Genomic DNA, 15,737 nt, shown 5'->3' with positions numbered 1-15,737 from the left:
TTCTATGATCCATTCATTTCATGTCATATTGTGCATATTTCTCCGGTTGTTTTATGCATATTGCACATTTCACCCTTTTTCTAACCGGCATTCTCTCGGATATTGCTGCCGCAGGATAATAGAAAATCTAAAAGGAATAATAGACTGAGTAAATTGTCCAGGTAAACCGGAAAGTAAATAACTTATTTGAACCTGTTTTCTGGAAATTACCCATTTACCCCAAGCTGTATGACTAACTGTACTTTGCCGGTCAGCTGGTTTATATTGTGAAGACCTGAATTCCCCAATTTTTTTTAATTCCCCTGTACTCATAGGCTTCTTTCGATGAAAAATTTTTCCCTTCTAAAGGACTTCCACCTGATGAAAACTATTTCTTCTATATTTTGCTACGTTTTCCGAAAATATGGAAGTTTCAGACCTGCATGGAAAATTTTATTTTGTATCTTTTCCTTTTCTCGGAACATGAAAGTGCTGATTACAGGAGGAGCAGGTTTCATAGGCTCCCATATAGCTGAGTATTTCGCAGAAGCAGGACATAGTGTGAGAATACTTGATAATCTAACTACGGGTTTTTCACGAAATATCCCTCAGCATAGAAATGTCGAATTCATTCAGGGAGATATCTGTGATCCCTCTTCGGTCGAAAAGGCTGTCTCGGGAATGGACTGTGTTTTTCATGAAGCAGCTCTCGTATCGGTGCCTCTTAGTTGTGAAAAGCCAGTTGAGGCTTTCCGGATAAATACTCTTGGAACACTTAATGTATTGCAGGCATGCGTCAGGGCAGGAGTCGAAAAATTCGTGACCGCATCCTCAGCTGCAGTTTATGGAAACAACCCTGAACTTCCTAAAAGGGAGAATATGTATCCTGAACCTGCTTCACCCTATGCAATCTCCAAGCTTGACGGAGAATATCTGGCAAGAATGTTTTATGAAGAACACGGGCTTCGGACTACTTGCCTGCGCTACTTCAATGTCTATGGTCCGCGTCAGGATCCCAAATCCCCGTACGCCGCTGTGATCCCTATTTTTTTGGAAAGAGCAAAGGCTGGAAAAGACCTTGTCATTTACGGTGACGGGCTTCAGAGCAGGGACTTCGTTCATGTAAAAGATGTTGTAATGGCAAACGTAGCAGCCCTCGAGCATGGGGATGGCCAGGTCTTCAATGTGGCTATGGGAAAAAGTGTAACAGTCCTCGAGCTTGCTGAGAATATTATTGAACTGACCGGCTCCTCAAGCCAGATAATCCATGCCGAATCAAGGGCAGGAGATGTCCGGGATTCCAGGGCGGATGTCTCAAAAATTTCCGGGTGGTGGAAAGGCGAGATCGAACTGGGACAGGGATTAAAGAGTTTGATTTAAGTAAAAAAGATGATTTCTTAAAAAATGTTTTATCCCGAAATTATTTCGCGCTAAATATGTCGGTTGTAATCCCTTATCTTTTGTGAAACTTAATGGAAAAAAGATACGTTGGATCATTGCTCAAAAATCGAAAGGTGAATCTACCTCGACGATAGCTGAGATCCAGGGGATCTCAGCCCGTCGAGTTCAGCAGATCTACAAAGAATACGTTGAAACTGGTCAGCTTCCTCAAGTTGGCATTAATCTTGGAAGACCAAAGAACCCCTTATCCTCCTCTGATAAGGAATTGATTGACCAAACTTACTCTGATTATAAGTTTGGAGCCTGTTACCTTGAGATTCTCATCGAAGGCAAATATAATCGTAAGATATCTCATAACAGAATCCATAACTATCTACTTAGCATGGACCTTGCCAAGGAAAACCGAAAAAAGAAACAGAGAAGAAAATGGTGTAGATACGAACGCGAACACAGCATGTCTGCTGCACACATCGATTGGCATGAGAATCCCCTGTTAGGACTGCAAGTCTGTGCCATTCTTGATGATTCATCAAGAATGATAATTGCAGGTGGAGAGTACGTTCATTGCAACACGGAGAACACCATTAAAGTGATTGATGAACTTGTCAAAGAGTACTGGGACATATACCCTTTAAGAGAGCTCATTATGGATCATGGAAGTGAATTCGGGGCTCACAGGATTAATAAGGATGGTTCATGGGATAGTGACTTTAAAAGATGCATTGAAGAACTTGGAATCAAACCAATACTTGCAAGGGTAAGACATCCTCAGACAAACGGAAAAATAGAGAAATGGTTCGATACATATCAAAGGTTTAGAGGAGAGTTTGAATCATTTGAAGAATTCGTACAGTGGTATAACAAGAGGCCACATGGAGCTTTGAAACTTGAACAGTTAGAATCGCCACAGGAAGCATTCTGGAATAGATTACCAGTTGAGGCAAAGTTCAGAATAGGAGTGAGATTGTTTGGGTGGTGAAAACATGGACAAGAGGAAAAAAGTTTCAAAGCGAAATTATTTCAGGACAAAACAGTAATCAGTTTCTCATTTTCTTTCCGAAAGTCACTGATTGTTCTAAAATCAGGTTGTAGGTTTTCAGCTAAATACATGTAAACTATATTTTCTCGAACATTGCGAGCTATCGCTCGCGATGATCGAACTCTATCAAGCATAGATTGAATCAAAATCTTACACATTATGCAAGGATGATAAGCAGGGTGCCCAGAACCATCATACCGAGTTTCAAATTCACTAAAATCCATCTCGTCCACAAAAGAATCAACCAAGTAGCAGATATGATCAGAAGGAATAAGATCTCGAATATCTGGGGGTAAAGTCCAAACTTGATTTTTTGGCTTGATGAAAACCATAATCAGAGATATAGGAGGAATAATTATAAAATTAGAATTATATCTTCAACAGAATACTCTTATTACTGAAGGTTATTGTCGGACAGCCTCTTTAGGGTGGGGTGGCCGCACGCAATTTGATTTTTCCAGACAGTTCCTCAGGGTTTGTTGCAGGAAACAGATACCCTGTTTATCTTTCAGTCATAAGCTAGGGAACTAGCCAACATCAGTTGCCACTTCAGGGACTTCATAAGGGAAGGTTTCAAGCACTAAAATTTTTCTTCCTTCTGAGAGAAGAGGCAGCACCAGCAGGTCTGCCGCTGAAATCCAGAGGGAATTGTCCTCTGGTTTACAGGTCTAGCGAACTTGATGCAGCTTGCAATTCCAAGCTCTTCTGCACTTTTCTCCATGTTTTTTATAAGCCCATCGTCCTTGTTTATCATATGCAGGTCCGTGTTCGTACCAACAAAACTTTTTGCAGTTTCAATAAGGTAGTCTAGGTCTTTATTTTTCCCAGGGTTCTCATATATAGCAAAATATTCTTTTCTGAGACAAGCAAGACGCTTCTTGAGTATTTTTTTCCTTCAGACTTGAATATCCTTCGTATCAACGCCATCAGGAGCCACATTTACCTTTCTCTCATATACTTTGCTTTCGTATACTCTTAAATTGACTACATCGGGATTGAGGCCTTCATTAACGGAAAGAACCTTATCGTCAAAATTCATAGCTTCCATAATCTGTCTTAAAGTAAGGAACCCTTAATATGCAACTTTTCTTTCTACGTGCCAAGGGCCCTGGCCCTATTACACCAGAGGGACTTTTCATCGCCTTTCAAGCCCCATGATTCCTTATCCATCAGGATATGAAAAAGATTCATTAATGGGGGTATGGTTACGATTTTATCTTTTTTATGGCACATATGAAAAAGAAGTGGGAGTATGAAATACCGGTTATGGGCTAAAAGTACTTTTTGGGAACTGCGTAGAAATAAAGCGGATAGTGAAGGTCGTATTTTTCTGTGAGTCGGATGTAACAGGTCTCGTAGAATAGTATACTAGTACATCGATTCCATATATCCTCAATAAACCATGAATAAAAACAAGTGAACACAAATATTTTCAATTCGTGTTTATTCTTGTCCGCTTGTGGTTTTCTCATAGAAAAAACATTGACCAGTGCTGATTTCAAAGTCCAATTCTTCCCATAATTTGGAATCGATGTACTAGTGGCAAGTAATAAAATTCTTTAGTTTCTTTAATGCTTTGTTTCATGGTTCCATCTTTTTTATTTATATTTATAAGTTTTGTCCTGACTTCCTGTCTACTTTTCTTAATTTTTTCAGTCTATATTTTTATTCCTGCTAAATATTTCTTTTTTGAAAGTTTTGTTTAGCTGCATAATAACTGTTAGAAAAATTTACTCGAACACAAAGGCTTTTATTCTTTGTCGAGATCTCTTATTGGGTTAGAATGAGACTGATTTCTTCAAATGAAGACGCTGTCCAAATAAACTAAAAGTTAACGGTGAGAAAAATTTTAGACCCTCCGTTATCGAATTCTGAATTGTTCTCCGAATTAATGTGCTTTTATTACTCCAGATTATTATGCCCTTAATATAAGAATAAAGTTAACGATGAGAAGAAACTTAAAATTTTCAGACCCTTTCCCTTAGAATTGAAGGTACTTCAGATGACAATAAACATTCCGAACAGGTTACGGAAAAGCGATTGATATACAGGCTAAAACCTGAGCCGGATGATCAAAGGTATTCTAAAGGATTCATATATCGAACATTTATTGGTGATCTAACTGTGCTCCAAAAGAGGTTTTCGAGTGATAGGTTTTCGAGTGATATCTCATAATCTCCTTTAATTAAAAGCAGAAAAAAGGTGTTTTTTAAGGTGATATGATGTCATATCAAAAGTTTGCAAAGGATGTTGGATTTATCGGAATTGTTCAGATACTTACAAGCTTGGGTACATTCTTTTTACTCCCCGTTATTACAAAAACCCTTGGAGCATATGACTATGGAATCTGGGCACAGATCAACATCACAGTATCGTTAGTCTCTCCTCTCGCACTTATGGGGCTTTCGATGAGTTTCATCAGATTTTTATCTTCCGAAACTGAAAAGAAAAAAATAAGGGAAGTGGTATACTCAATCCTTTTTTTTGTTACAGTATCAGGTTTTCTGGCTTCGTCCCTTTTATATGTTTTTGCAGAACCGCTTGCAACTTTCGGCTTTCAGGATCCTAGTGCAACTTATTTTGTCCAGGCGGGCTCTCTTTTAATTTTTCTGAATGTAATTGAATCCATATCCCTTTTTTACTTCAGGGTTTTCAGGCAAATTAAGAAATTCTCCTACTTTACCCTTTTTGAAACCTTTGGAAAACTACTATTCACACTTATCTTTCTTAAAATGGGATACGGACTTTTAGGAGTAATAACTGCCACTTTAATGGTCCAGGGGCTAATTTTCTTAATAGCCTTTGTCACCATAGTTTCACAAATAGGATTTGTTATCCCGCAGTTTACTTGCATAAGAGAACACCTGCAGTTTTCTCTGCCATTAACTCCAAACGTACTTATCAGGTGGGTTACGGACTCAAGTGATAGATATATGGTTACTTATTTCCTTGGGCTTGGCAGTGTAGGCGTTTATTCTGCAGCCTGTTCAATCGGGAACCTTATTCAGCTTTTTGTAAGCCCTCTTCAGCTTATACTCTTTCCTGAGCTTTCAAAGCTGTTTGACGAGAATAAGACAGATGAGGTAAGAATCTATATGTCGCATTCCCTGAGGTATTTCCTTATTATTGCCATTCCCGCAGTTTTTGGACTTTCAGCTCTCTCAAAACCTTTGCTTGGAGTCCTTACCACTCAGGATTTTGTTTCCGGTTGGTTTGTAATCCCGATCATTGCTTTTGCCGGGCTTCTGGTAGGAATATTCCAGATTTTTGTCAATACAATATTCCTTATTAAAAAAACGAGACCTGCTACCTATATTAACATTCTTGCCGCTGTCTCGAACGTATTAATTAATCTTATTCTCATACCTTCAGTCGGCATTGCAGGCGCTGCCCTTTCAACCCTTGTTTCCTACTTTTTAATGGCTGCACTTTGCATGCGCGTGACACTGAAATATTTTAAACTTGATTTTTATTACCTGGACATTGCAAAAAGTATTCTGTCATCAATAGCCATGTACTTGTTTGTTTCAGGCTTCGCTATCTCAGATATATTCGAGCTTTTCGAAGCGGTGGGAGCGGGCACGTTTACTTATGTGGTTGTAATGTTTCTGGTAGGTGGTTTTACTGACCATGAAATGTCTTTAATAAAAAGGTATCTGTTCAGGTCAGAAGTTAGCTCTAACAGCAAATAACCAGTTTCCTATCCTCGATATCGAGCAAGCGTAGATTAGTTTATTCCCAGACTTTATAAATCCTTCAGCCTGTTATTTTCAATGCTTTCAGGAGTTACCTGATCGCCCGTCTAATTATATTCGCGAATTATTGAGTGTGCTATTGCCTCTGGATTTCTCTGTGCATCATAAAATCTCAGTTTCCGGAAAGTAATGCCCTTGCTGTTTCCCTTACACTGTTCTCCGACGTATAGACAGGTTTCCAACCTATTGCTTTTAGTTTCTCAATCCCGAGCCTCATTCTTGGCACATCGCCTTTCCAGCCCCTGCTTCCTCCGGTATATACGAACTCTACATCGGAAAGGCCCATCTCTTCAGTAACGACTTGCCCTATTTCTGTAGCACTGATTGTGTCTTCGGAACCGATATTGAAGATATTTACCTCTTCTTTGCTTTTCTCTATTGCAAAAAGGATAGCATCAACACACTCCGACACATGAAGGTAGGATTTTTCCTGTTTTCCGTCTCCAAGAATCTCGAGCCTGCCGGGATTCTCCTTCAGCTTCTTTATAAAATCAACAGTGATTCCGTGTGTGCTGCGCGGTCCGACAATATTTGCAAACCGGAAAATCCAAGCCTGCATATCGAAGGTGTGAGAGTACGAAGTGATGAGAGCTTCACAGGCAAGTTTTGAAGCCCCGTAGAGGGATATTGGGATAAGAGGGCCATAATCCTCCGGGGTGGGCATCACGCTTGCTTCCCCGTAGACTGTGGATGTCGAGGTAAATGCAATTTTTTTTGCATTGCCTTTTCTCATAGCTTCGAGGAGGTTGTAGGTTGCCAGGATATTCTGATCCAGATGGACTTTTGTATCTGAAGCTCCGAGTTTGACATCTGGATTTGCAGCTACATGGTATACCATGTCAACATCCGTACAGGCTCTTTCGATAGCCTCAGGATCAAGAAGGTCTCCTCTTACAAGGGAAAAATCCGGATTTTCAAAGTGCTGCTCTATAAATTCCAGCTTGCCGGAACTAAGGTTATCGAAAACAACAACCAAGTTTCCTTTTTCTAATAGGCGGTCTACCAGATTGCTCCCTATGAACCCGGCTCCTCCTGTTACAAGTATTCTGTTCTCTGAAAGCATGAAGATCTTCAAATAATCTGACTCTCAATATTAATATTTTTCACTCATTTAGAAAGTTCTGAAACTTTTTTCTTCCTTAACCCGATTTCTGTACGGAATAAGGGAAAAGTTAAAGAGATAAGGTGAAAAGTATTTCAACTCAGTGTAAGAATAAATTTTTACGTAATTTTTCCTTTTACGGAGAGTTAACCGTGACTATTAAAAAAGCACTCATTCCGGCAGCCGGTTTAGGAACCCGTTTCCTGCCTGCCACTAAGTCCATGCCAAAAGAAATGCTCCCGATCATTGACACTCCCGTCATCCAGTATGTCGTGGAGGAGGCTATAGCCTCAGGGATCGAGGACATAATCATTATCACTGGAAGAGGCAAGAGAGCCATCGAAGATTACTTCGACGACTCCCCTGAACTTGAAATGCACCTTGCGAAAAAGAACCAGACAGACATGTTGAAACTGGTCAGGGACATCTCCTCTCTTGTTGATATCCACTATATCCGCCAGAAAGAGCCTAACGGGCTTGGGGATGCAGTTCTCAGGGCAGAGAACCATATCGGAAATGAACCTTTTGCGGTGCTTCTCGGAGACGACATTATCGTTAATGATAAACCCTGCACTGCCCAGCTTATCGAGAACTTTGAAAAATACGGAAGGTCAACCATCGCAGTTGAAGAGGTGCCTTACGAAAAACTGAACAGTTACGGAATTATAAAGGGCAGGCCTCTTGACGATTCCCTGTACGTGCTTGAGGATATCGTGGAAAAACCCTCTCCCGAAGAGGCTCCTTCTAATATCGGGGCAATTGGGCGCTACGTTTTCACTCCTGAAATTTTTGATTGCATTAAAAAAGCCGGAACCGGAGTGGGGAGCGAGATCCAGCTTACGGACGGCATCAGGCTCCTGAGCAGGTCTCAGATGATCTACGCTTGCAGGTTCAAAGGAAAAAGGTTCGATACGGGAGACCGACTTGGATATATAAAATCTATAATCGACTTTGCCCTTCAGAACGAAAGCCTCAGAGACAATGTACTTGAGTACCTGCGGGAAATCCTGGCAGTTGAAAAGGTCACGGCAGAAAAGTAAGAGTGGAGATCGGAACAGAATCCGGTTATAAAAGAAGCAAAAGAACCGGATACTAAATGAAGCCTCAATTAACTTAGATTCAAGAAAAAATGGCCTAATGACCATATTACTGCAAAATACATTACTGCAAAATACATTACTGCAAAATACATTACTGCAAAATATGTTACTGCAAAATATGTTACTGCAAAATATGTTACTGCAAAATATGTTACTGCAAAATATAATGTATAAAATGTGAGGGGCAGGAATTTCTGCTGATTTTCACCAGCAGAGTCCCTCATAATCCACATTTTTCGCTTTAACTATCCGCCTTCCATCAATAACTATTTTTCTTTTCATGCCCTGGAACTCGGAGTCAAGATTCCTGAACTCGTCCCATTCTGTCATAACAAGGCAGGCGTCTGCATCTATAAGCGCATCCGAGGCGCTACCAAAGTATTCGACTGCAGGAAAGATACGTTTCATGTTCTCGGTTGCCATCGGGTCATAGGCCGAAACCCGGGCTTCAAGCCTGAGGAGTTCAGCGATCACAGGAATTGATCTGGATTCTCTTATGTCATCCGTTTCGTTCTTGAAGGCAAGGCCAAGGACTGCAATCTTTTTGCCTGCAAGATCTCCTATTTTCCTCTGGAGAATTTCAGTCATAAGAAGGGGTTGCCTTTCATTTACAGCTATTACGGACTCAAGGAGCACGGGAGAGTATCCGATTGCTTTTGCTTTTCCTATGAGTGCTTTTACGTCTTTCGGGAAACATGACCCTCCAAAACCTGCTCCGGAATTTAAAAACTTTGGGGAAATCCTGAAGTCCTTCCCAACAGCTTCCATTACTTCATAGGTATCGATCCCCAGATTTTTGCAGATATTCCCAATTTCATTTGCAAAGGAGATCTTGGTTGCAAGCAGGGAGTTATTTGCGTATTTGATCATTTCTGCGGTTGCCGGCCCTGTATGTGTGATCTCGCATTCGAAGATCCTGTAGAGTTCGGAAACCATGTCTCCTGATCTTCGGTCAATCGCCCCGACAACTATTTTGTCAGGGTGCATGAAGTCATGGACAGCTTTTCCTTCCCTAAGGAATTCCGGGTTCATTGCGACTCCGAAATCTTTTCCGGCTTTCTTCCCCGAGGTTTCCTCAAGGATCGGCAGGACAAATTTTTCTGTTGTTTCGGGCACGACTGTACTTTTTACTACTACCACATGGTAGCCTTCTTTCTTTGCTAGAACTGCACCGATACTTGCAGCTGCTGCCCGGACAATTGAAAGGTCTATACTCCCGTCTTCTGCCGAAGGGGTTCCAACACAAATAAAGGAAATATCCGTTTCATTGACTGCAAATTCATAATCAGTAGTTGCTATGAGTTTTTTTCCTGCATACTTTTGCAAAAGTTCTTCAAGCCCCTCCTCGTAGATTGGAGGAATGCCTGAGTTTATCTGCTCTGTTTTTTTACTGTCGATATCTACACAGATGACTTCGTGTCCTACCTCTGCAAAACAGGCTGCTGTGACCGAACCCACATATCCTGAACCTATAACCGAAACTTTCATAATCTAGACCTCTTTCTCGGGAATTGAAGAGGTAATAGCTTCAAAACCTTATTTATTTTTTGGTAGTGTGTTTCTTTACAATTCCTGATCTTTAATGCTTCTCGCTTTCAGGCTTTCGTATACTTATCCTTTTTGTGACGGTTTGAATATTTATATAGTTTGACAGTTTATAAGTTTCTATAGATAGAATTTAGTACATGTTCTTACAATACCTTTATCGATAAGCTGGGAGATATGTAGTGCTTTCAATGTTAATTCTGGGTATGGAAGAGTTTGCTCTGGGAAATAGTTTTCCCGGTTCAGGCATCTGTTTTGTTTATACGGACTTTGGAATCCCTGAATATTACAAGATAACGGTTCTGGGACTAATCGCTCTACTGGGGCTGAAAGAAATGCTTCTGGTTTGCAGAAAAGAAGACCATTTTTCGATGGATTCCATTGATATGGGGATATATCCTCTGTTGATATGTTTTGTTGCCACTTTCCTCTTTGCAGGTCTGGAAATTATTTTTACAGGGCTATCTACTTAAATCCTTGAATTTCTTTATTTTTAGATATTTCCTTCTATTCGCCTGAAGAGATCTCCCTTCTAAAATCTCAGGAGGTGTTAATATGCCATTTTTTTCGTTTGTGAAACTAAAATAATCGGGATTATCTATGTTTTTAGTTCCTTACAGACTTTAGTTCAGAACCTTAGTTTCCAAAACTATTTATTTTTGAACTATTTATCTTCTAACCATAATAGTGTTTGTTAGCTATCCTATCAGATTCAAAAATTTAAATTTAAGGAGGCGCTGTAATGGGGTTGGGCATAGCCGAGGGGGTCGGTGTTGCCGTCATCCTGTTGTCAGCTCAGGGGAAATTTAAGGGACATCGAATCCGCAAATAGGGTTCGGAAAAAGGATTTAAGAAAAACCGGGGTATATTGACTGCTTCTCTGATTAATCAAGTAAATGTGAAGTAGAAGACTCCCTGATTTCTCGAAAATATCTCGCCTTATCGGTTTCCGGGTTTGGCATTTAAATAGTTTCTTACTTTCCTTTTTACCGCTGCCCTCCAGTAAGAAAACTGTCCATTTTCCTCAGTTCGTGGAATCAAAGTGTGAGACCATTTAGGGAGTGAAAATCTTGAGGGTCATTGTTGATATAGGGCATCCGGCTCACGTTCATTTTTTTAAAAATACTATCTGGAATCTTGAAAAAAAAGGACATCAGGTAATGATTGTCTCAAGGGATAAAGACGTTGTAATAGAGTTATTAGATGCCTACAAAATCCCACATACAGTTTTAAGCAAGGTCAGGTCGGGTAAGGTCCACCTGTTTGAAGAGTGGTTCGTAAGAGAGTCTAAACTTTATAAAATTGCTCGCCAGTTTAACCCGGACCTCATTATAGGCATTCTCTCTCCTCCGGTTGCTCATGTAGCCTGGGCACTGGGAAAAAAATCCATAATTTTTAATGATACCGAACATGCAGAAATAGCCCAGAAAATGACCTATCCTTTCTGCAATATTATCTGCACTCCCACCTCCTTTAAAAAAGATGCAGGAAAAAAGCAGCTCAAGTATAGCGGCTATCATGAACTGGCATATCTTCATCCCGCTTACTTCTCCCCGAATCCTGATGTTTTACGGGAACTCGGGGTAGAGGTAGGTGAACCGTTTGTAATCTTGCGCTTTATTTCATGGGGTGCACATCATGATGTAGGCCAGCACGGAATTGATAATAAGTTGTCACTTCTTAAAGAATTCGAAAAGTTCGGGAAGGTTTTTATTTCTTCGGAAGGGAAACTGGCAGAAGAATTTGAGCGGTACAGGATCAGGGTCCCCTCTGAAAAAATCCATGATCTTCTTTATTATGCCACATTATACGTGGGGGAAGGAGCAACTATGGCTGTAGAAAGCGCAATTCTTGGTACTCCGTCTATCTATGTTTCCTCCCTTGCAGGGACTATGGGGAACTTTTCGGAGCTCGAAGAAAAGTACGGTTTGCTCTTCAATTACAGTGAGTCAGAAGCTGCCCTTGCAAAGGCTGTGGAACTTCTCAAGGATCCCGAACTTAAGAAGACCTGGGGCCTCAAAAGAGCTGCCCTGCTCAGGGACAAAATTAACGTGACCGAATTTATGGTAGAGCTCATAGAAAGTCTTCCTGGCAAAAAGCCAGGGGTTTCCATGCCAGTGGTTTCGGATGAGAGCTATGCATGACTTACTGAAGCAAAACTCAAATATTTGGGATCTTTTTTCCCGAAGAGAAGAGTACTGCCCTGAAAAGCTCGATGAGCACGGACGTTTTCTTTTCGCTGAAAAATACCTGAAAAACGCTTCCGAGCCTGAGGTTTCCAGATTCCTGGTAGATCACGGGATGGAAGTTGAATTTCCGGAAAACAGGACCTTTGCTGTGTGTTTGACTCATGATATGGATGATATTTATCCTCCTCTTTCCCACTGCCTGCTGTCCTCCGCCTGCTGCTTGAAAGATCTGGATCTCCGGGGTCTGGAATCCCAGTTTCTCTGGAAATTCCGGGGCGCTGAGTATTCCCCTTACCTTAACTTTTCCGAAATCATGGATCTTGAAGAAGATTTAGGGGCAAAGTCCTCTTTTTACTTCATTGCAAGCAGAAAAGATCCAAAAAGGTTCAGATATGATATTGAAGACTTGGAAGGCTCTCTGGGAGAGATTTCCGACAGAGGATGGGAAGCTGGCCTGCATGGGGGCTATTATTCATACAACGACCCCGAAGCGCTGAAACGTGAAAAAGAAAGGCTGGAAGCCGTACTGGGTAAAAAAGTCCTGGGTTTTCGCAACCATTATCTCCGGTTCAAAACTCCCGAAACCTGGGAACTGCTTGCAGATGCAGGGTTCGGCTATGATTCAACTTTCGGATTCAGTGATTCGGTCGGCTTCAGGAATGGCATGTGCCATCCTTTCAGACCATATAATCTAAACGAAGACAGGGAGATAGACATACTGGAAATTCCGCTTACTGTAATGGATGTTGCTCTTTTCAAGGCTTCCGGATCTTTTGAGGAAGCCTGGAGATGCACAAAGGATCTTATAGATACGACAGCAAGGTTCAATGGAGTAATTACCCTGCTGTGGCACAACTTTGTTTTCGGGTGCAGTTTCCGAAAAGACTGGATCAAACTCTACGAAAATGCGCTGCAGTACTGCTCTGAAAAAGGGGCATGGATGACAAGCGGAGAGGAGATTTACAGGTGGTGGGACAATGAATCCCGAGTCTAAAAGGAAATACCTGTTGATTACGCCTGCAAGAAATGAAGAGGACAACCTGCCTGACGTTTCCGGGTCCGTAACAGGGCAGAAAGTAACACCTACACTCTGGATCATAGTGGACGATGGGAGTACGGACGAGACTCCCCATATTCTTGAAGGGTTGAAGGCAAGACACCCCTGGATTCGAAGCATAAGGCTCCCTCCAAGGCCAAGGGACATAACCTTTCACTATAGCTACGTCTGCAAACAGGGATTTGATTATGCACTGGAATACTGCAGGGTAAATGGTATTGAGTATGATTACATAGGGCTCCTTGATGCCGATACCGTACTCGAAGAAAACTACTTCGGGAAATTAATAGGCGAATTTGAAAAAGATTCTTCTCTCGGGATTGCAAGCGGAGGGGTTTACTATGATGTCGGCGGCAAGCTTTCCCGAGAAGTCTCCGATAAAAATCTTCCTCGCGGCACAGGAAGGCTCTGGAGAAAGTCCTGTTTCCTTGAAACCGAAGGTTATCAGGTAGAACCTTCCCCGGATTCCATTTCCAATACTAAAGCTCTTCTTCGGGGCTGGCAGCTCCGACAGTATGCAGATGTGGTTGAAATCCAGAAACGAAAGACTAGCGCAGGAGAAGGTCTCTGGAAGGGATATGTCAAAAATGGCTGGATGGCTTATTACATGGATAAAAATCTGCCTATGGTTCTGTTTAATACGTTTTATTATTCCTTCAAGTCCCCATATTACACAGGAATTGCATACTTATACGGATATCTCAATTCAGCCGTTAAGAGGGAGAAAAAGATCGGGGATATGGAAATAAGGGCTTATTATAGAAAACAAAATCTGGGTCTGCTATTTTCCAGGATTTCAGGGTTTTTAAGCCGCAACTCTACAGATGCCAAGCAGGGAGAGCAATGAACACCCTAAGATATTTCAATGGAATATTGGATTAAGGTGGTAGTATGAAGTTGCTCTTTCTGGATATAGTGTGGCCACTTTACCTGGCTGACGGATCCCTTATCCACAGGCATGAGCTTGTAAGTAACCTTGCAAAGCTGGATAATGAAATCCATATCTTCACTACGGATAGTTCCACTCTTTCTCACCTGGACAACGTCCACTGCCATTATATACGTCCCGGAAGCCTGCTTACCCTTACAATCAATTATTTCCGGAGTTCTACCTGGCTGGTCGGTTCAGAAACTTTTGATGTCCTGTATACAAGAAATCCGAATTTCGGTTTTCTTGCCGGGCTCTTTTGCAAAGGCAGGTGTAAAACTCTGGTTTATGAATTAAACGGGATCCCGGAAGATGAGAGCAGCCTTATCAAATCCAGATGTGATGAAGAGAAAGCCTTGCAGGAGGGAAAAACGGTAAATTTATCCAGGTTTTTTTCTTCCGCAAAATCCAGGTTAAAGATCTCGGTTCTGAACAAAGCTCTCGGACTTTCGGATAGGATAATCGCCGTGACTCCGGGAATAAAAGCGAATCTTGAGAGTGCTTACAACATTCCCGGAGAAAAAATAACTGTGGTTCCTAACGGAGCAAATACCTCTCTCTTCAAACCTCTTGGACAGGCTGCATGCAGAAAAGAGCTTGGGCTTGACCCGGAAACTCCTTATGTCTGTTTCGTGGGAAATCTTGCTCCCTGGCAGGGAGTCGAATATCTGGTAAAGGCGGTTCCTTCAATACTTGCCAGATACCCGGAATGCCGTTTTCTTATTGTCGGCGATGGGGTTATGAAGGATGAACTGCTCTCCCTCTCAAGAGACCTCGGGTTTGCAGACAGGTTAGTTTTCACAGGTGTGGTTGCCTATGACCGGGTACCTGTGTATATCAATGCAAGTGATATTTGTGCTGCGCCCTTTATCCTGGCAAGGAATGCAAAAATAGGGCTTTCCCCTCTGAAATTATATGAGTATATGGCTTGCGGAAAGCCAGTTGTTGCAAGTGCGATCAGCGGGGTTGCCGATGTACTTGAGGCTTCGAGAGGCGGGATTCCCGTCCCTCCGGAAAACCCGGAAGCTCTTGCGGAAGCCATCTCAAAGCTACTTGAAAATCGAGAATCAAGGGAAAATATAGGCTTAAAAGGTTTAAGTTATGTTACTGAAAATCACAGCTGGTACAGTGTTGCAAAACAGGTAGACGGAGTCTGCAAATCAGGACTCAGGGACTGAATACCCAAAAATCTACTTCTTATTTTAATTGATTATAAACACATTATTGTCTATTACAGGGGTTTAAAATGTCCGAAATTGAAGTCAGAGAATTATTACCTTCTGAATCCAAAGACTGGGATCTGCTTGTGGAAAAAGCTCAACCCGGTATGATCTTTCACGCAAGTGACTGGCTGGGAATCTGCAGGGACACCCTTTCCAGAGACTTTAAGATTTATGGTTGTTCCATAAACGGTGAACTTGTGGGCGGATGCCCCTTTTTCATTAAGAACTTTAAAGGTATGCTGAAAATAGGGTCTTCAACCTGTAAAATGACTGGCTATTGCGGGCCCCTTTATAAAAGAAGGCTCCAGCTCTAAAGCTAGCACGCATGCAGGATACACATAAAATTCTTGGGACCTTCGTGGATCTTGTTATTTCAGTTTTTTCTTTTCTTTTCTATTTCGTTTTCCTCAGTTTTTTCT

General features: G+C 41.6%; 16 protein-coding genes and 1 pseudogene. 10 read left to right on the top strand and 7 right to left on the bottom strand.

The window, feature by feature from the left end:
* Positions 1-69: 69 nt before the first annotated feature.
* The gene (locus MA_RS27780) at positions 70-312 is read right to left on the bottom strand and encodes a hypothetical protein (RefSeq protein ID WP_157860402.1); all 243 of its coding nucleotides are present in this window, start codon (positions 310-312) and stop codon (positions 70-72) included.
* Between the two features lie 150 nt (positions 313-462).
* Here MA_RS27780 and MA_RS23310 point away from each other — a divergent pair, with 150 nt between their 5' ends.
* Both MA_RS23310 and MA_RS23305 read left to right on the top strand, forming a co-directional pair.
* Entirely contained in the window at positions 463-1,359 is an 897-nt protein-coding gene (locus MA_RS23310) for an SDR family NAD(P)-dependent oxidoreductase (RefSeq protein ID WP_011024341.1), read from the top strand.
* Positions 1,360-1,441: 82 nt separating this feature from the next.
* Positions 1,442-2,359 (top strand): IS481-like element ISMac4 family transposase, encoded by a 918-nt coding sequence (locus MA_RS23305; RefSeq protein ID WP_011021141.1) that lies wholly within the window; start codon positions 1,442-1,444, stop codon positions 2,357-2,359.
* Positions 2,360-2,406: 47 nt separating this feature from the next.
* Here MA_RS23305 and MA_RS26140 read toward each other — a convergent pair.
* From MA_RS26140 to MA_RS27770, 3 genes and pseudogenes are all read right to left on the bottom strand, one after another.
* A pseudogene (locus MA_RS26140) lies at positions 2,407-2,751 on the bottom strand (transposase); the annotation flags it as partial.
* A gap of 248 nt (positions 2,752-2,999) precedes the next feature.
* Positions 3,000-3,173, bottom strand: coding sequence for a hypothetical protein (locus MA_RS27775; RefSeq protein ID WP_157860401.1), 174 nt, complete (start codon positions 3,171-3,173; stop codon positions 3,000-3,002).
* Between the two features lie 141 nt (positions 3,174-3,314).
* Positions 3,315-3,467, bottom strand: a complete 153-nt coding sequence (locus tag MA_RS27770) for a hypothetical protein (RefSeq protein ID WP_157860400.1) — start codon at positions 3,465-3,467, stop codon at positions 3,315-3,317.
* 1,171 nt (positions 3,468-4,638) lie between these two features.
* Between MA_RS27770 and MA_RS23295 the strand changes: the two genes are divergently transcribed.
* On the top strand, positions 4,639-6,111 hold the full coding sequence (locus MA_RS23295) for a flippase (RefSeq protein ID WP_011024339.1): 1,473 nt from the start codon (positions 4,639-4,641) through the stop codon (positions 6,109-6,111).
* Between the two features lie 175 nt (positions 6,112-6,286).
* Here the strand turns inward: MA_RS23295 and MA_RS23290 are convergent, their stop codons facing one another.
* Complete coding sequence (locus MA_RS23290; protein WP_048065995.1) at positions 6,287-7,237, bottom strand: NAD-dependent epimerase/dehydratase family protein; 951 nt, start codon at positions 7,235-7,237, stop codon at positions 6,287-6,289.
* 191 nt (positions 7,238-7,428) lie between these two features.
* Between MA_RS23290 and galU the strand changes: the two genes are divergently transcribed.
* Positions 7,429-8,316, top strand: a complete 888-nt coding sequence (gene galU / locus MA_RS23285) for a UTP--glucose-1-phosphate uridylyltransferase GalU (RefSeq protein ID WP_048065994.1) — start codon at positions 7,429-7,431, stop codon at positions 8,314-8,316.
* A 68-nt stretch (positions 8,317-8,384) separates the two neighbouring features.
* On the opposite strand, the gene MA_RS23280 is transcribed toward galU, so the two are convergent.
* Both MA_RS23280 and MA_RS23275 read right to left on the bottom strand, forming a co-directional pair.
* Positions 8,385-8,609 carry a hypothetical protein gene (locus MA_RS23280; protein WP_011024336.1) on the bottom strand — a complete coding sequence of 75 codons (225 nt, stop codon included), beginning with the start codon at positions 8,607-8,609 and terminating at the stop codon, positions 8,385-8,387.
* Positions 8,581-9,864 (bottom strand): UDP-glucose dehydrogenase family protein, encoded by a 1,284-nt coding sequence (locus MA_RS23275; RefSeq protein ID WP_011024335.1) that lies wholly within the window; start codon positions 9,862-9,864, stop codon positions 8,581-8,583. Before MA_RS23275 ends, MA_RS23280 begins: the two co-directional genes overlap by 29 nt.
* 248 nt (positions 9,865-10,112) lie before the next feature.
* Between MA_RS23275 and MA_RS23270 the strand changes: the two genes are divergently transcribed.
* From MA_RS23270 to MA_RS23245, 6 genes are all read left to right on the top strand, one after another.
* Positions 10,113-10,394, top strand: coding sequence for a hypothetical protein (locus MA_RS23270; RefSeq protein WP_226990914.1), 282 nt, complete (start codon positions 10,113-10,115; stop codon positions 10,392-10,394).
* A gap of 597 nt (positions 10,395-10,991) precedes the next feature.
* Positions 10,992-12,065: a DUF354 domain-containing protein gene (locus MA_RS23265; RefSeq protein ID WP_011024333.1), complete on the top strand. Its 1,074-nt coding sequence runs from the start codon at positions 10,992-10,994 to the stop codon at positions 12,063-12,065.
* Positions 12,049-13,104, top strand: a complete 1,056-nt coding sequence (locus MA_RS23260; RefSeq protein WP_011024332.1) for a polysaccharide deacetylase family protein — start codon at positions 12,049-12,051, stop codon at positions 13,102-13,104. Before MA_RS23265 ends, MA_RS23260 begins: the two co-directional genes overlap by 17 nt.
* The gene (locus MA_RS23255) at positions 13,088-14,014 is read left to right on the top strand and encodes a glycosyltransferase (protein WP_011024331.1); all 927 of its coding nucleotides are present in this window, start codon (positions 13,088-13,090) and stop codon (positions 14,012-14,014) included. Before MA_RS23260 ends, MA_RS23255 begins: the two co-directional genes overlap by 17 nt.
* A 44-nt stretch (positions 14,015-14,058) precedes the next feature.
* On the top strand, positions 14,059-15,273 hold the full coding sequence (locus tag MA_RS23250) for a glycosyltransferase family 4 protein (protein WP_011024330.1): 1,215 nt from the start codon (positions 14,059-14,061) through the stop codon (positions 15,271-15,273).
* A 68-nt stretch (positions 15,274-15,341) separates the two neighbouring features.
* Positions 15,342-15,632, top strand: a complete 291-nt coding sequence (locus tag MA_RS23245) for a hypothetical protein (RefSeq protein WP_011024329.1) — start codon at positions 15,342-15,344, stop codon at positions 15,630-15,632.
* Positions 15,633-15,737 lie beyond the last annotated feature (105 nt).

The organism is Methanosarcina acetivorans C2A (assembly GCF_000007345.1).
Classification (GTDB): Archaea; Halobacteriota; Methanosarcinia; order Methanosarcinales; family Methanosarcinaceae; genus Methanosarcina; species Methanosarcina acetivorans.
Note: the sequence above shows the minus strand (reverse complement) of the source record. Positions and strands in the feature narration are given on the sequence as shown.